At 65.7% G+C, this 22,763-nt stretch carries 18 protein-coding genes; 11 read left to right on the forward strand and 7 right to left on the reverse strand.

Annotated elements, in window-relative coordinates; genetic code table 11:
- Positions 1-9: 9 nt before the first annotated feature.
- From tssE (HWX31_RS09115) to HWX31_RS09165, 11 genes are all read left to right on the forward strand, one after another.
- On the forward strand, positions 10-591 hold the full coding sequence (tssE, locus tag HWX31_RS09115; RefSeq protein ID WP_174958621.1) for a type VI secretion system baseplate subunit TssE: 582 nt from the start codon (positions 10-12) through the stop codon (positions 589-591).
- 52 nt (positions 592-643) lie between these two features.
- Positions 644-2,533, forward strand: a complete 1,890-nt coding sequence (gene tssF / locus HWX31_RS09120; RefSeq protein WP_059632081.1) for a type VI secretion system baseplate subunit TssF — start codon at positions 644-646, stop codon at positions 2,531-2,533.
- Positions 2,534-2,535: 2 nt separating this feature from the next.
- The gene (tssG, locus tag HWX31_RS09125) at positions 2,536-3,639 is read left to right on the forward strand and encodes a type VI secretion system baseplate subunit TssG (protein WP_174959033.1); all 1,104 of its coding nucleotides are present in this window, start codon (positions 2,536-2,538) and stop codon (positions 3,637-3,639) included.
- A 62-nt stretch (positions 3,640-3,701) separates the two neighbouring features.
- Complete coding sequence (locus HWX31_RS09130) at positions 3,702-4,718, forward strand: type VI secretion system protein TssA (RefSeq protein ID WP_174959036.1); 1,017 nt, start codon at positions 3,702-3,704, stop codon at positions 4,716-4,718.
- 71 nt (positions 4,719-4,789) lie between these two features.
- Complete coding sequence (locus tag HWX31_RS09135) at positions 4,790-7,069, forward strand: type VI secretion system Vgr family protein (RefSeq protein ID WP_174958623.1); 2,280 nt, start codon at positions 4,790-4,792, stop codon at positions 7,067-7,069.
- Between the two features lie 31 nt (positions 7,070-7,100).
- Positions 7,101-9,548 (forward strand): DUF2169 family type VI secretion system accessory protein, encoded by a 2,448-nt coding sequence (locus HWX31_RS09140; RefSeq protein ID WP_174958625.1) that lies wholly within the window; start codon positions 7,101-7,103, stop codon positions 9,546-9,548.
- Positions 9,545-10,627 carry a pentapeptide repeat-containing protein gene (locus HWX31_RS09145; protein ID WP_174958628.1) on the forward strand — a complete coding sequence of 361 codons (1,083 nt, stop codon included), beginning with the start codon at positions 9,545-9,547 and terminating at the stop codon, positions 10,625-10,627. Before HWX31_RS09140 ends, HWX31_RS09145 begins: the two co-directional genes overlap by 4 nt.
- 39 nt (positions 10,628-10,666) lie before the next feature.
- Positions 10,667-11,335, forward strand: coding sequence for a DUF3540 domain-containing protein (locus tag HWX31_RS09150; RefSeq protein ID WP_244143693.1), 669 nt, complete (start codon positions 10,667-10,669; stop codon positions 11,333-11,335).
- A 12-nt stretch (positions 11,336-11,347) separates the two neighbouring features.
- Positions 11,348-11,731: a DUF4150 domain-containing protein gene (locus HWX31_RS09155; RefSeq protein WP_174958631.1), complete on the forward strand. Its 384-nt coding sequence runs from the start codon at positions 11,348-11,350 to the stop codon at positions 11,729-11,731.
- A gap of 362 nt (positions 11,732-12,093) precedes the next feature.
- Positions 12,094-12,327 carry a hypothetical protein gene (locus HWX31_RS09160; protein WP_174958634.1) on the forward strand — a complete coding sequence of 78 codons (234 nt, stop codon included), beginning with the start codon at positions 12,094-12,096 and terminating at the stop codon, positions 12,325-12,327.
- A gap of 3 nt (positions 12,328-12,330) precedes the next feature.
- Positions 12,331-13,641: a DUF6895 family protein gene (locus tag HWX31_RS09165; protein WP_174958636.1), complete on the forward strand. Its 1,311-nt coding sequence runs from the start codon at positions 12,331-12,333 to the stop codon at positions 13,639-13,641.
- 733 nt (positions 13,642-14,374) lie between these two features.
- Here HWX31_RS09165 and HWX31_RS09170 read toward each other — a convergent pair.
- The 7 genes from HWX31_RS09170 to tssK all read right to left on the reverse strand — a co-directional run bounded on the left by HWX31_RS09170 (position 14,375) and on the right by tssK (position 22,695).
- Positions 14,375-14,803, reverse strand: coding sequence for a hypothetical protein (locus HWX31_RS09170; protein WP_244143694.1), 429 nt, complete (start codon positions 14,801-14,803; stop codon positions 14,375-14,377).
- A 187-nt stretch (positions 14,804-14,990) separates the two neighbouring features.
- Complete coding sequence (gene tssE, locus HWX31_RS09175; RefSeq protein ID WP_174958640.1) at positions 14,991-15,416, reverse strand: type VI secretion system baseplate subunit TssE; 426 nt, start codon at positions 15,414-15,416, stop codon at positions 14,991-14,993.
- Between the two features lie 15 nt (positions 15,417-15,431).
- A complete protein-coding gene (tssH, locus tag HWX31_RS09180; protein ID WP_174958642.1) occupies positions 15,432-18,155 on the reverse strand; it encodes a type VI secretion system ATPase TssH in 2,724 nt (907 codons plus the stop codon).
- 139 nt (positions 18,156-18,294) lie between these two features.
- A complete protein-coding gene (locus HWX31_RS09185) occupies positions 18,295-18,780 on the reverse strand; it encodes an Hcp family type VI secretion system effector (protein WP_040140390.1) in 486 nt (161 codons plus the stop codon).
- Between the two features lie 98 nt (positions 18,781-18,878).
- Positions 18,879-20,618 (reverse strand): OmpA family protein, encoded by a 1,740-nt coding sequence (locus tag HWX31_RS09190; RefSeq protein ID WP_244143695.1) that lies wholly within the window; start codon positions 20,616-20,618, stop codon positions 18,879-18,881.
- Positions 20,615-21,346 (reverse strand): DotU family type IV/VI secretion system protein, encoded by a 732-nt coding sequence (locus HWX31_RS09195; protein WP_174958647.1) that lies wholly within the window; start codon positions 21,344-21,346, stop codon positions 20,615-20,617. The genes HWX31_RS09190 and HWX31_RS09195 overlap by 4 nt, the downstream gene beginning before the upstream one ends.
- Complete coding sequence (tssK, locus tag HWX31_RS09200; RefSeq protein WP_174958650.1) at positions 21,343-22,695, reverse strand: type VI secretion system baseplate subunit TssK; 1,353 nt, start codon at positions 22,693-22,695, stop codon at positions 21,343-21,345. Before tssK ends, HWX31_RS09195 begins: the two co-directional genes overlap by 4 nt.
- Positions 22,696-22,763: the final 68 nt, after the last annotated feature.

Raw genomic sequence — 22,763 nt, forward strand, 5'->3', positions numbered from 1 at the left:
GAGACGCCGATGAACACATACGAGAACGGCAAGCGCGCGCCGCGCGGCGGCCCCGATGCGCGCCCGGGCAGCGACGGCGTCGCGCCGCCGCGCCGCGCGAACGCGTACCTGCTGCCGACGCTGCTCGACCGCCTGCGCGACGACGCGCCGCGCCGCCAGACGGAGGCGCCCGGCGAATACGCGGTGACGCGCATGCAGATGCGCGGCATCGTCCAGCGCGATCTCGCGTTCCTGCTCAACGCGATGAACATCGACGCGCACATCGACCGCGAGCGCTATCCCGAAGCGGCGGCCTCGACCGTCAACTTCGGGATGCCGCCGCTCGCCGGCGCGTTCATGGCGTCGCGCAAATGGGCCGAGATCGAGCGGGTGATCCGCCGCGTGATTCTCGACTTCGAGCCGCGGCTGATACCGGAGACGCTCGTCGTCGCGCCGTCGCGGGACGTCGAGGCCGGCCAGCGCGCCAACGTGCTGGCGTTCGAGGTGCGCGGGATGATCCGCATGGACGCGTATCCGATCGAGTTCATGGTGCAGAGCGCGCTCGACCTGGAAACGAGCCAGGTGAGCATTACCGGCATGCGCGCGCGTTGACGCGCGACCCGATCAACGGAACGACCAACCGGACGACCAACGAGGCTATCCAGTGGATCCGCGACTGCTCGACTACTACAACCAGGAACTGATCTATATGCGCGAGCTCGCGACCGAGTTCGCGCACGCGCACCCGAAGATCGCGCGGCGGCTCGGCATGCAGGCCGGCGAAGTGGCCGACCCGTATGTCGAGCGGCTGATCGAGTCGTTCTGCTTCATGGCCGCGCGCATGCAGATCAAGCTCGACGCGGAGTTTCCGCGCTTCACGGGCCGGCTGCTCGAAGTGCTCTATCCGAACTACGTCGCGCCCACGCCGTCGATGGCGGTCGCGCGCCTGTATCCGAGCCGCACCGAAGGCAATCTCGCGGACGGCTTCCGGATCGCGCGCGGCACCGCGTTCGCCGCGCGCGTGCCGGCCGGCGAGAAGACCGCCTGCCAGTTCCGCAGCAGCCAGGACGTGGTGCTCTATCCGCTGGAAATCGCCGACGCGCGGCTGACCGGGATTCCGCCCGACATCCCGGCGCTCGACCGCTACGTGCCGGCCGGCACGCAGGTACGCGGCGCGCTGCGGCTGCGGCTGCGCACGACCGGCAACGTCCGCATCGCCGACCTGAAGGGCCTCGACCGCCTGCCGCTGTACCTGGCGGGCGACGACCAGGTCGCGTCGCACCTGTTCGAGCTGCTGCACGCGGGCGGCATCGCGACGATCATCGGCGCACCGGGCGAATTCGCGACGCCGGGCCGCCCGCTTGCCGCGGTGACGGCCGATGCGGTCGTCCACGAAGGGCTCGGCGCCGACCAGGGCCTGCTGCCGCTCACGTGGTCGAAGTTTCACGGGCACAACCTGCTGCACGAGTACTTCGCGTGCCCGGCGCGGTTCTATTTCTTCGCGCTGACGGGGCTCGAGGAGGGCCTGCGCCGCGTGAGCGGGCCGGAAGTCGAGATCGTCGTGCTGCTCGGCCAGCCGCCCGAGCGGCTCGCGAACGTCGTCGATGCATCGCGCTTCGCGCTGTTCTGCACGCCGGTGATCAACCTGTTTCCGCGCCACCTGGACCGCATCGAGCTGTCGTCCGGGCAGACCGAATTCCATCTGGTGCCGGCGCGGCTCGCGCCGCTCGACTACGAGGTGTATTCGGTCGAGGCGATGTACGGGCAGGTCGCGGCGACCTCGGCCGAGCTCGAGTTCCGGCCGCTGTACCAGACGCTGAACGACGACGAGCGCAACCACGGCCGCTATTTCTCGACGCGCCGCGAAAGCCGGCTCGCATCGGATTCGGCGCGCCGCTACGGCACGCGCACGCCCTACGTCGGCACCGAGATGTTCGTGTCGCTCGTCGACCAGAACGAAGCGCCGTATGGCGAGGACATCCGCTACCTGTCGGTCGACGCGCTGGTGACGAACCGCGACCTGCCGAGCCTCGTGCCGCGCGACGGCGTGAACGACCTGACGGTGGCCGAATCCGCGCCGCTCGAAAGCGTCGGGCTGATCCGCGCGCCGAGCGTGCCGAAGCCGCCGTTCGCGGAGCGCGAGATGGCGTGGCGGCTGATCCGCCAGCTCAACTTCAACTACCTGCCGCTCGAGGAACTCGACCACCGGCCCGGCGGCCAGGGCCTGCGCGACCTGCTGCGGCTGTTCGTGGCCGGCGACGAGGCCGACAACCGCCGGCAGATCGAGAGCCTGATCGGCGTGAAGACGCGGCCGGTCACCCGCAAGCTGCCCGGCGCGGGGCCGCTCGTGTTCGGGCGCGGGATCGAATGCGCGCTGACCGTCGACGAGCCGGGGTTTTCCGGCGTGAGCCCCTACCTGTTCGGCGTGGTGCTCGAACACTATCTGGCGCGGCACGTATCGATCAACGTCTTCACGCAGACCGAGCTGCACTCGGTGCAGCGCGGCCGCATCGCCCGCTGGCCGGTGCGCATGGGCGCGCGGGGAGGGGCATGACGATGCGCGCGACGCCCGAGACCGACGTGCCTGCCGTGCCCGCCGTGCCCGAAGCTGCGCTGTCGCCGCAGTTGCGCGCGCGCCTGCTGGCCGAGCCGTGGCGCTACGGCTTCCTGTCGCTGCTGCGGCGCATCGGCGCGGACCCGCGCATCGATCCGGTCGGCACCGCGAAGCGCCCGCGGGCGGAGCCGTTCCGGCTCGGCCAGCAGCCGAGCCTCGCGTTCTCGCCGCGCGAGATCGCGAGCGTCGGCGATGCGGGCGGGCGAATCCGGGTGCGCCTGTTCGGCCTCGGCATGCTCGGGCCGAACGGGCCGTTGCCGATCCACGTGACGGAGATCGCGCGCGATCGCGAGGAGAGCCGCCGCGATCCGACGCTCGGCAATTTCCTCGACATCTTCCACCACCGCTACCTGACGCTGCTGTACCGCGCGTGGGCATCGGCGCAGGCGGCGGCCGGCCTCGACCGGCCCGGCGACGAACGGTTCTCGTTCTACGTCGCGTGCCTCACCGGCCAGGACGCCGGCGAGATCGGCCGCCGTCCGCTGCCCGCGCATGCGCGGCTGTCGGCGTCGCCGCACCTGGTGCGCGAGGCGCGCAATCCGGACGGCCTGCGCATGACGCTCGAGCGCTACTTCGGCGTGCCGGTCGCGCTCGACGAGAACGTGCTGCACTGGATCGCGGTGGACCCGCTCGAGCACAGCCATCTGGGCAGGCCGGGCAGCGCGTCGACGATGGCCGAAGGCGCGCTGCTCGGCGAGCTCGTGCCGGACCGTCAGCACAAGTTCCGCCTCGTCGTCGGGCCGCTCGACATCGCCGATTACCTGCGCTTCACGCCGCAGGGCGAGGATCTCCCGCAACTCGTCGAATGGGTGCGGGCGTTCGTCGGCTACGAATTCGAATGGGAGCTGGAGCTGCGCATCCGGCCGAACGGCGCGCCGCCGGCCGTGATCGGCGGGCCGCAGCAGCTCGGCTGGTCCGGATGGCTCGGGCGCTCGCCCTCCGGCGAGCCCGTGACGGGCATGCGCTTCGAGCCCGAGCGCTATGTCGACCAGTTCGCCCGCCACGGCGGCCCGCCCGATTCCACTGCGCAGGAATGCAAACGATGAGCCACCACCGAACCCACGCCGGCCGGTCCGCCGCCGCGCGCACGCCGAATACGCACGACTGGATGGCGCCGGTCGATCCCGCGGCCCCTTGCGGCGCGGACCTTGAATACGATCCCGAGTTCGTCGTGCTGGCGGCGAAGGTCGCGCCGCGCGCGGAAGCCCAGTACGGCGACTTCGTCGGCTCGCCGGAACCGGTGAACTGGAACGACGTCGAGCGCGACTGCCGGCGGCTGATGATGCGCAGCAAGGACATGCGCCTCGCGATCCTGTTCACCCGCTGCCGCACCCGGCTCGGCGGCGCGGCGGGCCTCGCGGAAGGCACCGGCCTGCTGGCCGGCTGGCTGGCCGCGTTTGCGGACGGCATTCACCCGCAGCCCGGCGTCGACGCCGATCGCGACGCGGCGCTGGAGATCCGGATGAACGCGCTGCAGGCGCTGACCGACCCCGACGGCCTGCTCGCGGACTTGCGCGAGATCACGCTGGCCCGGTCGACCGCGATCCGCCTGCAGATGCGCGACGTCGAACGCGCGTTCGCGCAGCCGCGCGCGGCCGATGCGCTGGCGCCGGAGTCGGTGCTGCGCCAGCTCGACGAATTGCGCGCGCAGCAGCCGGCCGCGCTGGCGGGCTTCGACGATGCGCTCGCGAGCGTCGCCGCGATCGACGCATGGAGTCGCGACCACCTCGACGCGTATGCACCCGACCTGTCGGCGCTAGATGCGCTGCTGCGGCTCGTCGCGGGACGGCAGGCGCGCGCGGCGGACGCGGCGCTGGAGGCGGCACCCGACGACGCGCTGCCGATGCAGGACGCCGGCGGCGCGCAGCCGGACGAAGCGTGGCCGGCGCCCGCCGAAGGCGTGGCGGATGCCGTGCGCCCCAGCGTGCGCGGGACGCCGCCGGATCGGGTCGCCGCAGCCGAATTGATCCGCGACGCGCGCCTGTGGTTCGAGCAGCACGAGCCGAGCAGCCCGGTTCCGGTGCTGCTCAGGCGTGCAGAGCATCTGGTCGGGAAGCGCTACGCGGAAGTGGTGCATGCGATTCCGGCCGAGCTGCTGTCGCTATGGGCCGGCGACGCGCCGTGACAGCACCGGGACACGCCGCGCGCACTTCGGCGCGCGTCACCGCTTGATACCGTTTCTGGAGGGATTCCGTCATGCCGAATGTTCCTGCCGCACGCACCGTGATGGTCGGCGGCCCCGCGCTGCCGACGACGCCCGTCGGCGAACCCGCGCTGCAGTTGAGCGCGATCCACGGCAATGAAGCGTTGTCGGAGATCTACGCGTACACGCTCGACTGCCTGACGCCGCCGGACCTGGCGATGCCGGAAGAGCAGGCCGCCAACCTCGACCTGAAGGCGATGATCGGCAAGGCGTTGACCGTGACCGTGCAGCTCGACGGGATGGGCTCGTTCGTGCCCGGGATGCCGGGCGTCTCCGGCGCCGCCCATATCGGGCAGGGCAAGCGCGAGATCAGCGGCATCGTGACCGGCGCGAGCTTCGCAGGGCAGCTGAACCGGCAGTGCCGTTACCGCCTGACGATGCAGCCGTGGATCTACCTTGCCGACCAGCGCTCGGACTACCGGATCTTCCAGAACAAGACCGTCGACGAGATCATCGACGACGTGCTGAAGACGTATTCGTATTCCTATGACAAGCGGCTGAGCGGCCGGTATCCGAAGCTCGTCTACCAGGTGCAGTACGGCGAGACGGATTTCGCGTTCATCCAGCGATTGATGCAGGAGCACGGCATCTACTGGTTCTTCGAGCATTCGAACAAGGTGCACCGGATGGTGCTCGTCGATCACCTGGGCGCGCACAAGCCGGTCGACAGCGCCGCGTACCGCACGCTGCGGTACTACCCGCCGGGGCACAAGATCGACATGGAGCACGTCGACGCGTTCAACACGACGGAGCGCATCCAGTCCGGCCGCTGGACCACGAACGACTTCGATTTCGAGAAGCCGAACGCGCGGCTCGGCGTCGAGAACGCGCTGCCGCAGGACACCGCGCACAACGGGCTCGAACGCTACGAATGGCCGGGCGACTATGCGGACCCGGTGCACGGCGAGCATTTCGCGCGGGTGCGGATGGAGGAAGTGCGCGCGCAAGGGGAGCGCGCGTCGGGCGGCGGCAACGTGCGCGACGTCGTGTGCGGCACGACGTTCACGCTGGAGGGCTATCCGCACGACGACGCGAACCGGGAGTACCTGGTGCTCGGCGCGTCGTTCGAAGCCGTGGAAACGGTCGGAGCGACCGGTCCGGGCGAATTCCGGATCGGCACGTCGTTCGTCGTGCAGCCAGCGACCACGGTGTTCCGGCCGCCGCGCACGGTGCCGCGGCCGCGCACGCGCGGGCCGCAGACGGCGGTCGTGACCGGGCCGCAAGGGCAGGACATCTGGACCGACCAGTACGGGCGCGTGAAGCTGAAGTTCCACTGGGACCGCTCGCCGGTGCGCGACCAGAATTCGTCGTGCTGGGTGCGGGTGTCGTATGCATGGGCGGGGAACAGCTTCGGCGGCATCCATATCCCGCGCGTCGGCTCGGAGGTGATCGTCGATTTCGAGAACGGCGACCCGGACCGGCCGATCGTGACCGGACAGGTGTTCAACGCGCTGCACATGCCGCCGTGGCCGCTGCCGGACCATGCGACGCAGAGCGGGATGCTGAGCCGCACGCCCGCCGGCAGCGGCGAGCAGGCGAACATGCTGCGCTTCGAGGACAAGCCCGGTGAAGAGCAGGTCAAGCTGCATGCGCAGCGCAATTACGACGTGTCGGTGGAAAGGGATGCGACGAAGGCGGTCGGGCGCAAGCATCTGACGATGGTGGGACTGGATTTGATGCCGGTGTCGTCCACGCGCTCGCCGCTGGATCGGCTGGTCGACGTGCTGCGGAGAGGGGGCGCGGCGCGCGGCGCGTCGGCGGGGCAGCAGCTTGCTTTGCAGCAGCAACAGCGGCAGCAGCAATATCAGCCTCTGAAGCAGCAGCGTCAGTTTCAATTGACGGGCGCGCCTCAGGCGCTCGCCGCGAACGTCGCGAAGACGCTTCAGGAAATCGTCAGCATCCTCACGAGCCCTTTTGCGACGGCTTCGGTGAGTACCGTACAGGGGGCGTCCACGTCCGTGGTGTTCGGCGATACGAAGGGGGTGAACGTCGGCCATACCGTGACGGTCACCAGTGGCGATGCACGGTCGGAAGTCAATGGAACGGATTTCTCGATGAAGTCGAACAGCGTTTCGTTGACCGGCGCGTCCGAGAGTTTCACCGGATTCGGCACGAGTCATACGGGAACGGGTGTCGACACGAAGGGTTGCGGCATCTCGGCAACCGGGGCGAGTATCTCGACGACTGGCGTGAGCATCGACGTGACGGGAATATCGGTGTCCAGATCGAACCTCACGACCAAGAGCATCGGGGGACTGGATATAAAGTTTTGACCGGACTTTCAAAAAAACATCAGTATGTCGAATGAAAATCATCAAACCACTTAGGCTAAGCCCGCTGACACGCCTCTACCGGATGCGCGGCGAAGAGCATCTCGGCATCGCGGCGCTGATGGTCGCGACATTGGGCGATGCTCCGCAATTGCTGATGGACACGGAACTCTGGAGTCTGGCCGGCGAGGAACTCGGCGATTACACGCTCGACATGGCGTTGCCGAAAGCGCATCCGGAATTTCTCGTGTCCGGCTACGCGTACGGCAACGGCGGCGGGACCTGCGAGGTTGGCGTTCATTTCAACGGCATCGAGAAGCGACTGCGAGTATCCGGCGATCGTCGATGGGACGGCCCGCACATCACCGCACCGGAGCCGTTCGAGCGCCTGAAGCTCGATTGGGATCTCGCCTACGGCGGCGCGGGCTGCGCCGACAATCCGCGCGGTCGTGGCATCGCGATGCCTGATGACGCCGTGCACCTTCTGCCGAACATCGAATCTCCGCACGACCCGATGCGCTTCCGTGACCAGCGCCCCGTGCCGGCAGGCTTCTGCCCGATCGACGCCGCGTGGCCGCAGCGCGCGAGCCTGCAAGGCGAATACGACCGCCGATGGCTGGAGGAAGACTTCCCGGGCTTTCCGTGCTCGCTCGACCCGCGCTACTTCAACATCGCGCCGGCCGATCAGCAATGGATCGAACAGGACGAATGGCCTGACGGCGCGGCCTACGAACTGATGCACCTGCATCCCGACCACGCGTTGCTGACCGGACGCCTGCCGGCGCTGCGCGCGCGGTCGTTCATCGTGCGCGCGGGCAGCGACACGCCCGAGGAAATCCCGATGCGCCTGACGACCGCATGGTTCATTCCGCACCGCGAACGCGTGCTGATGATCTACCACGGCGTCACGACGGTCCGGGAGTTCGACGCGAGCGACGTGGACGCGCTGCTGTTCGGCGCGGATGCGAGCGGGCAGCCGAGGCCGGCCGACTGGTATCGCCAGGTGATCGACTGGCGAACCCGGCACGAGAAGGCCGCGCTCTATGCGCTGCGCGATCAGGACTTGCTGCCCGAGCGCTATCTGTCGCCCGGTTTCCCGGGGATGTCTGGCGCGGCGTCGCAAAGCGTGAGGCAGCAGATCCTGAAGGACAGGTTGAGCGCTTTGCCGGACGCCCGCCAGATCGACGAACCGCGTCCTGACCAACTGGTCGAGTTCGTCGAGCGTCAAGAGGCGGAGGCTGAAGCGCAGCGCGCCCGTCTGGAAAAATTGCGCGAAGAAGCTTCGACGAACGAAGCAATCGCCAAGGCGGCGCGGCGCGGTCCGCCGGAACGCATTGCCGCGCCGGATGACGGAGCCGGACCGACCGGCCGCTCACGCATGCAGCACATGCAGCACGACGCGGATGCGAGCCTGCGCAAGCTGTACCTGCAGTCAGCGCATCATCAGGAGGCGCCGGATCGGCTGAGCACGGCCGCGTCGCGATCGCATCGCGAACGCGTCGCCTCGGCGGTCTCCGCAGGACAATCGCTGGAGGGCGCCGACCTCACCGGCGTGGATCTGTCCGGGATGAGCTTGCGCGGCGCAAGGCTTTCCGGCGCGATGCTCGAAAACGCCGATCTGAGCGACGCCGACCTGACCGGCGCGGCTTTGAACCATGCCGTGCTGGTGCGCGCCAACCTGAACCGGACGATGCTCCGCAATGCGGACCTTTCCGGCGCAAACCTGTCTCTAGCGGCTTGCGACCACACGGATTTCGCCGGGGCCAACCTGAGCGATTGCATCGTCGAGCGCGTTCAGTGGCGCTATTGCAGATTGAACGGCGGCGTGCTGGACAACACGCGATTCAGCGAATGCCGTTTCCATGCCGTCGATTTCAGTCACGCGACGCTGCGCAACCTGATTTTCATCGAGCAGTCTTTCGACGACGTGGATTTCTCGGGCGCGACGATCCGCAAGATGCTGCTGATGAACTGTTCGATCGTCAACGTCCGGTTCTCGGCCGCCGATATCGAAGGATTCGGGATCGTCGACACGCAAGCGAACGGGCAGCTTCGCTTCGATCGCGCGAGCGTGGCCAAGGCCTGCTTCATCCGGCACTGCGACCTGGGCGGTGCCGATTTCTCGTGCGCGATGCTGAATGAAGTCAATTTCCGCGAAACGAATCTCGGCGGCGCGGATTTCGGCGGCGCGCACATCACCAACTGCGACTTTACCGATGCACGCCTGAGCGCCGCCCGACTTCGCGGCGCGAAAGTCGAAGGGAGCAATCTCGTGCGAACCGATTTCACGCAAGCCGACCTTCGCGACACCGACCTCATCGGCGCATTCATGCGGCGCTCGACGCTGGACGGCGCCGATCTGCGCCGGGCCAACCTGTTTCGCGCGAACCTCGCGCAGATCCTGGCCGACGACGATACGCGCTGGGACGATGCTTACCTCGACAAGGCCATGCGGTATCCATTGGCGGAGAAACGCAAATGAGAACGAGCGCAGCACAATTGCATGAAGCGATCCGTCAGGGGCAGGTCATCCGGGATATCGTGATCGATTCGGCGCGCTACGACGCGCTGGACTTTTCCGGAGGCGTGTTCGAGCGCGTCAGCTTCGTCAACGCCGGCATGACGCGCGCGCGGTTCGGCGACGCCGTGTTCAACGAATGCCGCTTTCAACGCGTCGACCTGACGCAGGCGGACTTGTCGAACTGCGTTTTCGAGCAATGCAGCCTCGACGACGTCTGCGTCGCGCAAGGCAATCTGAACGGCTGCGTGATGAATGCGACGCAGGCCGCCGGCACGGATTTCAGCGGCGCACAGGCGGACGGCTTCAGCTGCATCAAGAGCGACCTGAGCGATTGTCGGTTTCATGACGGGCGGATCGAAGCGGCCGTGTTCTGCGAGACGCGGCTCGCGGGCGCCGATTTCACGCGGGCCGAGGTCCGCAAGGCGGTTTTCTACCAGCTCGACCTGACGCAATTGCGGCTGGCCGATGCGATTTTCCACGATTCGGTCTTCGCCGAATCCAGTCTGGTCGGCCAGCAGATGCGCGGCCAGCGGATGCATCGCTGCCAGTTCGTCCGCGCGGATCTGCGCGATGCCGATTTCACCGCTGCCAACCTCGCGTACTGCAATTTCCACGGCGCGAAGTTGTCGGGGGCGCGGCTCGACGGCGTCGATGCGCCGTTCAGCATTTTCTACGAGGCCGACGGACAGGGCGCGGCCTGCCGCGACGCGGCGTTGAGCGACAGCATCTGGGTTCAGGCGGATCTCCGGCACGTCGATTTCAGCGGGTCGAAACTGGACCGGGCCGTGCTTCAGCACGCGCAATGCCATGGCACGCGCTTTTCGCGGACGAGCCTCGAGGGTTCGGATTTCTCGTATGCGAACCTGACCGGGGCCGAATTCGACGACGCGTGCTTTGCACGGACCGGTTTTCATGGGGCGATTTCGCCCGATATCGCGTGGCGCGCGCATCCGGGCGCGATCGAGCGCAATCAGGAATTGGCCGACGCGCAGGCGTGGTCCCGGCGCCGGGATGAACGCAGCGAGCGCGACGATCGGTAGGACTTACTTGTTCGACCCGTCTTGAATCGAGGAGAGAAGATGCATTCAACAGTCGCAGAGCGGCCCGCCGGCGTTTCGCCCGCGACGCCGGAAACGGTGGCCACGATCGTCGACGTGTTGCCCGACGGAACGTTCGTCGCGGCATGCAGCGGCGCAAAGCTGCATTGCCGGCGCGCATTCAGTTGCCTTGTCGAACCCCGGCCCGGCGATCGCGTCGCGATTTCGCGAGCGGACGAGCGAGGCGCGCATCCGACGTACGTGACCGCGATCCTCGAGCGTCCGGACGCGGACGGCGTGCACATCGTCGTCGACGGCGATCTCGTGCTGGAGTCGACGCGGGACGTCTGCGTGAAGAGCCGCGACGCGCTCCTGCTGCGAAGCGGCGAGCACGTGTCGATCAAGACGGCGCGGCTCGCGATGTCGGCGCAGGAGGCGTCGTTGTCGTCCGAGCGGGCGACGATGACGAGCGCGGAATTCCACGGCAGGGTCGGCAAGGTTCGGCTGATCGGCAAGATCCTCGAGATGGTGATGGACCGCGTCGTCCAGTCCTGCCGCAGCAGCTTCCGCACGGTGGAATCCGTCGAGCACCTGCGCGCGTCGCATGTCGATCATGCGGCGACCGGGACCATGCGGCTGCATGCGAACACCACGTTGATCACGTCCGCGCAGCTTTCGAAGATCGATGCCGGACAGATCCATCTCGGTTAGGAGGATGTATTCATGTTTGTGAATTCGAGTGCGGACGGCAAGAACATGGCGACGAGCGTCAACCTGACGCCGCCGGCGGGCGTGACTGTCGGGTATCAGAACGTGGTGCAGCGTGCCGGCGCGGTGCCGAACGTGCCGAACGTGATGGTGGGCGGCGGCCCCGCTCACAATGCCGCGACGGTCACTCCGTCGTCGAGCGGCGACGCGGGCGGGGCGATGGGCGGTATCGTGTCGGGAACGGTAGAGGGGATGTCCCGCAATCCGCAGGGCTCGGCCAAGGTGATGCTGTCCGGCAGCCCGGTCACCCGGATGACCGACCCGACGCTGCAGAATACCGGCAATGCCAGCGGCGCGGGCACGTCGCCGAGCCAGAGGAAGGTGCTCGTGCTTTCATGAGCCGGCTTGATAGCCGCATGCGAATTCCCGGCGTGTTTTAGCCAAGGGTTTACTGAAATATCGTTTCCAAATGGTTGATCTCGGCCAGGCCGATTGCCGTGTTCGAATCGGCTTGCATTCGTTGAGGGATCGCCTATTTTTAATTCCGTCTGCTCTGTCGATAAGACGTCGACCAGAACGATCAGAACAGGTCGAGTGAATAATTCCGTGGGAAATTCCATGCAATGAAGCTTGCGGCATCGCGGAAGAAAAAACGCACCCTCTGCAGACATTTCTAACGGCTGGTATTCCCTGTCCACGCGACTTTTGATTCGGCATTCTTGCCGCCGCGGGATCGGCCATCAGCAACCATTGGAGGCGATATGACGAAGCGAACCGAGCTGCAGGCGGAAGTCGTCCGTGCGCTCAACGAAAGCAATGCAGTCGACTTCGAAGCGCTGGGAACCATCATTGCCAAGTTCGGCCCTCGAGCGGCCGCCACCGGCGACGCGATCGGGCTGGTCATCAACTGGCGGCTGATCGATTTCTGCATCCCGCCCGAACCGTATCAACAGCAAATCATCGAGCGCGTAGCCGAGCGGGAAGTGAAAACCTGAACGATGCGAGAGCACGCTCGCTCGCCCGACCTGGTCGGGCGAGTCCTCGATGCCCTGCACATTGCGGCGCGGATGCTTGCGTCGATCGATGACGCACGGCCCTCGCGCGGCGACGATCCGGGTATGCGTGGTTTTCAGGCAACCTACCGCGACAAGATCGTCGCGGAATCCGCGATGCTCGTTTTATGCGCGAAAGGGGCGGCAAATCACGATCGGCGAATATCGGAATGCATCGACGCCGTCATCGGCCCGATCCATCGCTTCGCGAGGAGCGAGCAGGTGGCGAGCGCGCTATGCGTCGATCCGGGGCGGGCGCTGGAGCATGCGGTCGCGCACATCATTCTCGGCCGTCTGGGCTACCCGGATGCGAAGCTCGACCATCTGCTTTCGCTGTGCCACGCCGGCGGCGCGGCGGTGGGCCCGGAACGGCTGCCGCATCGGCAGCTGGAACAGCAGTGGCTTGCCCGCCTGTGGGGCGGCGCGCATCGGCCCGATCGCGGCGAGCGATCGATTCTCGTTCAATCGATGCTGGGCCGGACGCTCGACGCGTTCGGTTCGAGCCGGCTCGACGTTTATGCGTTCACGCATGCGCTGATGTACGCAACGGATTTTGGTGATCGCCGCCCGAGGCTGCCCCGCAAGTTGTCCGCGATTGTCCTCGATGCCGAGACCGCGCTTGCGTTCGCGCTCGACACCGATGACCTGGATCTCGCGGCGGAGGTGCTGTTGACATGGCCCATGCTCGGTCTGCCGTGGAGCCCCACGGCCGTATTCGCGTTTCGGCGGCTCACCGCGGTGGCGGACGAACGGGGGTTTCTGCCCGGCTATAACTTCGTTGCGGCCGAATACGACAAGCTGACGGGTGACGAGCAGCGGCAATATGCGCTCGTGACGTCGTATCACGCAAACTATGTGATGGGATTCCTGTGCGCGTTGGCTTTGCGACGCGGCGGCACGTTACCCGATTCCGTGTACGCGGATCGGCGTTGTCGGGGTGCGGCGGCCGCTCTGATCGATCTCGTCGACGACACCGCCGAAACCCTTGGCTGGCGACGGCAGTTCGACACGCTCACGCCGGATGAACAGGATCGGGTCTCGCCATTGTTGCTCGCCATCGTCCTCCGTCGAGCGAAGAACGGCGGCGATATGCGGGTGGTACGACATGCGCTGGCCGTCGCGGTCAAGCATGACCTGTGCGGTTCGCCGTCCGCCGTGCAGGCGGCTGCGTTGCTCCGCCGCGGGCAATTCCTGGTTGGTTACTTCGCGGATCGCGCGACCGAGCGTGGATCTGCCGCGTACGTTGCCGTCGAATAAGACTCGGAATTCAAGACGTCGCACCGTCGCTCGTCTTTTGCTCACCGGCATCATGCGATGGCTTCGGCACTGTGGGTCCGGCCATCACCCCGCGTTGACAAGGCCGATTCGTTGATCCAGTTTGCTGGATGACATGGACATTCCCACCAGGGTCGCGCGCCACATTCGTCGTTGCTCGATCAATCGCAGTGGACCGATCCCGAGTCTGGTTACGTGCGGCGCAACTTGCCGCCACCGGCATGGCCGCCGATTCACTATCGGCGACCGGCAAGGGGTGCCTTTGTTCCGCGGGCATTTTTCCGGTAGGTCCCCCTCGAGCCAGAATAGCTTTGCTTTGAGGTCCGGAATGAGATTCATTTAAATCAGTGAACTGCTGACTGCTTGCCCGCGGAATGCTTGTAAAGAAGCCCACCGACGGTTGTGACACGGGGTTGAAGGCCTTGAACAAAGTCGAAGAGGGTTTGCTACGGAACTGCCGTCAGGCCCATCTACTGGAAGTTGACGCAGGCTGGTAGCATCCGTGCCAGCTAAACTATCTGACCTCGACCAACGGCTTGCTCGGGACCGTTTGGCGCTGTGCAGCCGGTCGGGTAAGGCGCGGAATTATGCGCGGAAGCGTACTCGCAATCGATCGGCCAACGACGTGACTGCGCTCCACGCGACCTTGTTCTGAGACCGATGCTTGGTGCGTCGCATCGGGTGCATGACTCGCGTGCGCACCGGAGAAGGGTTCTCACTGGGAGTCCTGATACGCGGGTGGGACATGGCTGGGGGCTAATGGTAATGGCGATTGCTTGGGGCTCGCGATGAACTGCGTCAGTCTTACCCAAGCGGACATGTAGTGGTGGGAGGGCAACGATGCAAGTTGGTAGTCGTGCTGTACCAGAATCTGCTCGATCGCCGCGCAGCCTTCTTCGGGTAGGGGCCATCCTTCTTTGCGCTCGGGACGTGCCGTGCTTCGCTCAAGTGCGGCTTCGGCGTCCTGGAAAGCCTGTAGTCGCGCTGTGGCCGGATCATCGAGCAGAAACCAGGCGAGGTAGACAACCTTGAGCAGACAGCTCATCTGGTCGACGTTGCCACTTCCCGTTCGCATCGCCGCGGGAGCAAGGCGGTTCTCGAGTGATAGCGCGCGAACTTTCGAGATGGGAAATGGCAGCAGCATGTCGCGCGTCCGCGGTTTTCGGTGCGACGGACGGGCGGAACTACGCGACATGGGACCGGTGTGACCTTGGAGACAACAGAAGATGTCGGATTGTATCGCGTGTCGATAATCAAAAATCCGGCCGGATTCGTGCGGCGACTCCGCGCGGAATGGCGGTCCACATCGGTCCACACGCACGGTCGCCAAATTAGCTGCGCTCCGGAATTCGGCGTTTCACCCACATACGGCCAGGCGGCTCGAAGTACGTGCCAAACCGCACAAGTCCGGCCTTCTTCAGATGGCACGTCATCTCGAAACTCACCAGCACACCGGGATCGTCGTTGTCGAGGATGTCGACGTCGATTGAGCGGATTCGCGGCTCATATTTCAAGAGGGTCGCCTCCATCTGCTGCTTGAGCATGTGGGCTGACGCGGGCAGCGCCTTATAGATGTTCGTCAGGTCCGGCAGGCCATAGTCGGGGAGGTGCTTAAGTGCCCCAGCGCGTGTGTTCAGGATGCGCTGCACGTTCTGCTGCACGCTCATGCACTCAAGCGTTCGATCGTCATAGGCGTCGAGCCGCTCACCACCGATCTGGCCGAGCAGCATGTCATAGAGGGAGGGGCCCGCCTGCATAATCGCCTCTGTCTGTTACGCTGCGACGATGGCGGGAGCCGCCGTGCCTGCCGCGACGTCATCCCGATCGACGAAATCGAATGTCAGGTTGCCCTCGGCCGAGCTCGACAACACGATCTTCGCGGGCGGGGCGCCGGCCGCCATGCGCACGAGCAACTCACGGGATACGGTGGGCAGGATGCGCTGATTGAGGAACGCATCGACGTTGCGCGCGCCAGACTCGCGCACAAGGCAAAGCTCCGCCATCGCTGTGATCAGCGACTCGTCGCACGCCAGCTCGACGTCGTGCTGCCGGTGCAGGCGATCGGCGACCTTAGCTAACTTGAGCCGCACGATCGACGCGAGCGCGGTGGCGTCGAGCGGCCGATAGACGAGTGACTGGAAGCGGGCCAGCAGGGCGGGCTGGAAGTGCGCCACCAACTGCGGATGGATGGCTTCGAGCAGCGCAGCCTGCGCGATGTCCGGATTGTCGGCTGTAACCTCGTCGATCTGGGCACTGCCGAGATTGGAGGTCATCAAGATCACGCAGTTGCGAAAGTCGATTTCTCGCCCTTCGCCGTCGCGCATCATGCCGCGGTCGAACACCTGATAGAACATGTCCAGTACGTCCCGGTGGGCCTTCTCGACCTCGTCGAGCAGCACGACGCTGTACGGACGCTGCCGTACGGCTTCGGTCAGGATGCCACCGCGGCCGTAGCCGATGTAGCCGGGCGGGGAGCCCTTCAGCTGCGAGACCGTGTGCGACTCCTGATATTCCGACATGTTGATCGTCGTGAGCGCCGCCTCCCCGCCGAACAGCAAGTCGGCCAGGGCCAGCGCCGTTTCGGTCTTGCCGACGCCCGATGTTCCCGCGAGCAGAAATACGCCGAGTGGCGCATGTTCATTTTTGAGACCCACCTTCGCGGTGCGCAGGCTCTCCGCGAGCGCAGCCAGCGCGTCGTCCTGCGCGACCACGCGCTTGGCCAACTGCTGTTCAAGGGTCAGCAGGCTCTGCAGTTCGTCCTCCATCAGGTTGCCGACCGGTACACCCGTCCATTCCGCGACGACGCGTGCGATCGCCGATGCGCCGACGTCCACGAAGACCAACGGCGTCTTGCCTTGCCGATCGGCAAGCCGGTGTTTTGCGTCGTCGAGCGGGTCGCGGTCGGGCGTCGAGCTGCCTTCACTGATTTTGGCCCGATGCTGGTGGACGATACGGACCAGTTCGAGTTCGCTGACATAGCGGGCCTGCAAGTCTGTCAGGTCGTCGCGAGCATCGGTCAACGCGCTTTCCAGCGCCACGCGCCGGGCCGCGACATCGTCGATGCCTGCCTGTGCGTCCGCGTCGAGCGTCGCCTGTTCCAGTTCAAGCGCGGAGACTGCGGCGCGTGCACGCTGCAGTTCTGCGGGCGGCGATTCCAGGCCCATGCGCACGCGCGCGGCGGCCGTATCGATCAGGTCGACCGCCTTGTCCGGGAGTTGCCGGGCCGGGATGTAGCGGCGCGAAAGCTTGACGGCCGCGACGAGCGCCTCGTCAAGGATGTGCACGTTGTGGTACGTCGCATAGCGACTCTTCAGGCCCCGCAGCATCAGGCAGGCCGTGTCGTCGTCGGGCTCGTCGACCTTGATGATCTGGAAGCGGCGCTCGAGCGCGGCGTCGCGCTCAAAGAATTCCTTATACTCCGACCACGTTGTTGCCGCGATCGTGCGCAGTTCGCCGCGCGCGAGCGCGGGTTTGAGCAGGTTGGCGGCGTCAGCGCCGCCGGCGGAATTGCCGGCACCGATCAGCGTATGGGCTTCGTCGACGAAAAGAAGGATCGGCATGGGGGAGGCCTGCACTTCGTCGATCACGTTCTTGAGGCGCTGCTCGAATTCGCCCTTCACACCTGCACCGGCCTGCAGAAGACCGAGATCGAGCGTGAGAATGCGTACGTCACGAATGACGTTGGGCACACTCCCCTCGGCGACGCGCAGCGCGAGACCTTCGACGAGCGCGGTCTTGCCGACGCCCGGTTCACCAACGAGGATCGGATTGTTCTTGCGCCGGCGCGCGAGCACATCGACCATCTGCTGGATCTCGCGATCGCGGCCAAATACAGGGTCGATGTCGCCGCGGCGGGCCTTGTCGGTCAGATCGATCGCAAAGCGGGCGAGAGCGCCGCCTTCGGCGGTTCGCAGGGGCGCAGACGTCGTTGTTGCAACGCGTGCGGCCGCCTCTTGGGTGTTGTCTCCGGCCGGGGCCGTCGCATTGTCATCCGTTCCGGCTTCGCTGCCTTCGCCGGACCGGCTCTCGCACGATCGATGGGCCAGGCGAGGCAGGAGCCGCTGGACCTGAGCGCTGCTGACGGACAGCAGCGGCCAGGCGTTCCGTGCGCGCAGCACATGGGGCGTGTCGACAATCGCTTGCAGCAGGTTGCCAGACCGGATGGGTGCATCATCCGCCTTCGACGATGCGTGCATCCACGCATCCTGCAGCATGGTCGCCAGTTGCGGGGAGAGGGCGGGCTTGCCACGCAGGTTGCGGGGAAGGTGCTCGATCGCGGCGATCAGCGCATCCCAGACGGTGTCGATGCTGATCCCGTAGTGCAGCACTATCGCCGGAATGTCGCCGTCGCCCGCCTCGATTAGCTTGAGCAGCCAGTGTTCGACCGTGATTTCGTCCGCGAGACGCGTTTGGCAGAGGCTCACGGCCGCTTCGAGCGCCTTGGCGCAGTGCGGATTCAGCCGACGGAGCAGGTGAGTAGCGTCGCGCGGAGTCATGTAGATGCCTGGGTACAGAAAGGAGCGGGCCGCAATCATCGGCGCGGCTCGCTCCCGAGTAGAAAAAGGCCAGCCAGAATCGGTCAGGCTGGCAAAGGAACCACTGGAGGGACCGGCGGTTCCGACCATACGATAGGGATCAGGAACGTTCGTTCCAGGTGTCCTTGTGGATGATGTTGCCGTCCTTGTACGACCACGTGATCGTCTCGTAGCGCAGCTCGACGTTCTCGAGGTGGTTGTGCTTCTCGTAGTCCGGGTTCTTGATGTCGTACATCACCGGATTCACAGCGACGATCTTCACGTTGTCGAGCTTCGTGTTGAAGTACTCCTTCTCCTTGCCCGCGTCGTCGATCTTGTACCACTTGATCTCGACCGACTTGAGCGTCTGACCGCTCGTTACCGCCTTGTACAGATACGGCGTCGACGCGTCCGTTTCCTTCGTTAGCGTGATCGGCTTGTGGACACGCGTGCCCGTCAGCTTGCCGGTGTTGCCGTCGGTCGGGATGTGCACGCCGTGATCGAACGCGACGAGCTCGACGCTGCCTTCACGGCCCTGAACCGTCACCGAACCCTTGATGTCGGCGCCGCCATCGTCCTTGAGCCACATATAGGCCGGAATCGCCATTGCTTCACTCCTTTATTACGTACTACTGAGATAGCCCGGAGCAGCCCCCGAGCTTAAGAATCCCAAAGCGGAATGCTTCAGGGGCCAAAGACTGATCTTTACTTGGCCACGCCCTGATGGGCGGGGAGGTCCGGGACCAAGGTAATTTCCACGCGGCGGTTCCTGGCACGGCCGTCCGGCAAGTTATTGTTCGCGACCGGCCGCGTCATGCCGTAGCCCTGGATCGCAAACTGCGTCGCCGGAATGCCCGAGGCGTCGATCAGCCAGTCGCGCACGGCCTCCGCGCGTGCCGTCGAGAGCTTCATGTTGCTGTCTGAATTGCCCACGTTGTCGGTGTACCCGGCAACGAGAATTCGCTTGTCGGGATGGGACCTGATCATCTCGAGCGCGCCGACCATCGCGCGGTTCGATCCGGGCTTCAGCTGCGCGCGGCCGCTGTCGAACAGCGACATGCTGTCGAGGGTAACAACGGCGGGGGGCGGCGAAGGCGGCACGTACGATGCGATCGCATCGTTCAGCGCCGGCACCAGCTGCGCGCCTCGATACATGCCGAACGAAAGACGCAACGGGATGCCCGTACGCGCATACAGGTCGAGCTGGTCACGGTCGGCCACCAATGCCTGCAGCGCATCGCGTTTCGCAGCATCGTGATGGGCCGGGATCATCGAATAGCGGCCGAGATCGGCGCCTATTCGCGTCATCAGCGTCTCGTTGTTCTTGGCTGCGCCCCAAAAGACGACGGCGGCTGCGCAGGCGAGCAGGGCGAGCGTGTGTGCCAGGGCTGCCATGCGCGGCGACATCCAGTATCGTCGGGGCATCGCCTCAATCAGCGGCTGCGGGAACGGCCACGGCGTCGGCGAGGCTACGGAGGCCGAACGTCTCACGCGAGTCTGCAGTTCGACGTCGCGCTCCCATGGGCCATTCGGTCCGGTTGCGGGTCCGAAGTCGATCCAGCCGGCGCCGAACAACGCCCACGGCGCCGCCGGCAGTTGTCGGTCCGCGAGCGCGCCGAGCACGACACGCTGCGTCCACCCCATGATCGACGCAAGGGCGGCTGCACGCGTCGCGGCCTCGCGATCGTCTGGCGCGCGCGGGGCCATGTCTTCCGCTGCCCGGATCACCGGTTCGAGACGATCGACGCCCGTCAGGTGGGTGGCCGAGGAAACGCCGTACCACTCCGGCGTCGCGAGTCCGAGCTGTCCGGACGTGAGCCGCTGGTAGACCGCCACGTATCCCGGTAGGCGCGTGCCCAGCATTCGGGTGGCATCAGCGACCGCTTGCCGAACGACGCGCAGCTTTTGCGTCAGTACGTCCGTTCCCGTGTGCAGCGCCGGGGCAACCGACAACACAACACCATCCGGGGCCCTTCCGTCACGCCACTGCCTGACCGCCACGGCCAGGCGTGGCAGATCCTGCGGGCGATCGGCGCGTAGCCAGATGCCGCCCTCGCCAACGTGCGCGTGACGGGTTTCGCCAATCCGGTCGAACAGCGCGGGCAGACCATCACCGGTCACCAGCACAAGCGGCATACGCACGCGCAGGTTCATCGGAATGTCTGCCGTCGCGGCACCCAGCGCGGCAAGTACGTTTGCGCTCTGCTCGCGCGCACCGGAAAGCCGGTGAGTGCGCCATCCCATCAGCGCAAGCGCAATGAGAACGATGATTACCGTTAGTGTCCAGATGACGCCTGGGCCCAGCGGTAAAACCAGCCAGATCACCGCGAGCGCCAGCGTCGCCGCGAATGCGACGATAATCCGGGACGGATAGCCGAGGCCTTCGTGACCGCGATCAGACGTCCGCATCGATGGAGCGGAGAGAACAGGCAGGTCGAATTTCACGGGCGAGCGGCCTTTGTCGTCACAAGATGCGCGAGCTGCACGTCGAGCGCCGTGGACCAGATGCCCCATACAATCGCTGCGCCAACGCAGGCGAGTCCGGCGATTGCCCATGGGGAAAGCCGGTAAAACCAGTCGGAAAACCGCCGTCCGGCACGATCCGCGATGAAAGGTCGATCCGAGGTCGAACGCAGCGTTTCCAGTTTAGCGTTGAGTGACGCAATCAACGCAGCGCGTTTCGCTTCGCCCTCGCGGGCGTACCGGCCAACAAATCCCATCCCGAGGATCGCCGCGTAGCATTCGAGCAGGGCGACTGAAGGCGACGGCTCGCGCATGCGCGCGTCGAGACTGTCGAACACACGCTCGCCCGCTTCGTGCAGGTTGAACTGCTCGACCTGCAGGGGCTTGTTCTCCCATCCGGACCGGGAGTCGCTCGGCAAATGCCGCAGTGCTGCTTCGTCAAGCAGCCCGCACTGTGCGACCAGTGCGTCGTTGCGTACATCGCCAGCAAAGCCTCGTCGCTCCAAGTCGCTCGCGAACTGTTCGACAAGCTGCTTGCACCGCCCGCGCAACGCTACCGGGTCCGGCGTCTGCCCGCCCGAGGCGAGTGTCGTCACAAGCAGCGCCGTGTCGCGCAGCAGATCGCGAATCCCGTCGACAGGCGGGCCGCCGGCGCCTGCCGCACTCTGCAGCAGGGCGGTCTCGTTTCGGTGGGGATTCAGGGCATTCATGAGCGCAGCACCGCGTAGAGTTCGAGCGAAGCGTCCGGTACCGACGCGGGCAGGTAGACCTGGCAGGCTCGCGCGGCGAGCATCTTCGTGTGTACGGTGCTGCACGAGTCCAGCGCGAAGTAGTGGTTGTCCAGACGCACCGGGATCGCGGCGGGCACCCGCTGAACAGCCTTGAGCGGAATGCCGAGCAGTGCCGAATTGATGATGTGCTCGACGTCGTCAGGTGCCCCGATCTTGCACAACCGCGGAAACTGTTCGACAAGCTCGAACGCCGGCATCGGCGCGTTGACGGACAGGTACCAGTCGGCGGTATCCGCAACGATCCGCTCGTCGAGGAACTGGCCGCTCCAGGTGGTCGGCCCTTTGCGCGTGAGGCCAATCGATACGACCCGCGAGGGAATGATGGCGTCGAGCAGCTCGCGAATCGTCGACTCGAGCTTTACGAACACCTCATCGGCTCGCACGTGGTCGTATGCTGGAATGTCCGTCAACTGTGCGCCCGTCGAGAAGGTCATCAACGCGCTGGCCAGTTGAGCCAGCGTGGCGTACAGATGCTCCGGAGTCCGGCTCGGGTGCGTGGAGTACAGCCGCAGCTGCGGCCACGCCGCGTGGATGCAGTGAAGCAGCCAGAAGAGCTGCACGTCCGCCACACCGTATTCAGCGACCTGCTCGATTCGCTCGCTACGGCGCGCACCGAGCGCGAGGCTCTTGGCGTGCAGGATCTCCGCCAAGCGATTGATCCGTTCGAGGTGGAGTGGATGGCTGCCGAGCGTGAGGCAGGGCGGCACGAACCGACGGTCGACCTGAAACTGGCCGCTCGATCCACGCGTGAGTCGCGCGATCGCGCAGACCGTGTCGTCGGCATGCGACTCGAAGTCAAACAAGAGCCGCACCGCATGTCGTTCCGCGGCGATTTCGGTCTCGCCGGTTCCGTTCAGGTCCGTGGCCTTCACGAATTCGCGATATGAGCGCCGCGGGCGGGCAAGCGGGGTCTCGTCGAAACGGCAGTTGTTGCCGTTCGCGTCTGATAGCGCCAGTGCTGCGACCACGACGACGCTCTGAACGTCCGCCGGCACGCCTTGCGCCAAGTCACGAGCAGAGGGGAGCGCATCGGCGATGGTCGTATCGATCGGGGTGCCGTCCGGAAAGCATAGCCTCAGGCAGGTGAGTTTCAGACGGCCGGTGGCCAGCGCTTCTTCGTCGACCTCTACGGCGAGCGTTCCCCAAGGTTCTGCAATCGCCGCAGATGCGTGTTGACGTAGCGCAAATTCAGCCCATCTGTCCTGCTGCTGAAAATGCTGCTGCGTCAGGATGAGGCCCTCGTGCCAAAGTGGCTTCTCGATTCGCATGGTCTCTCGTGTGGTGCGTCTGTTCGTTATTCGGTGCAACGGCGTAACCTATACACGATCTTCTACGA

Origin of the sequence: Burkholderia ubonensis, from assembly GCF_902833085.1 — a bacterium.
GTDB lineage: Bacteria > Pseudomonadota > Gammaproteobacteria > Burkholderiales > Burkholderiaceae > Burkholderia > Burkholderia ubonensis.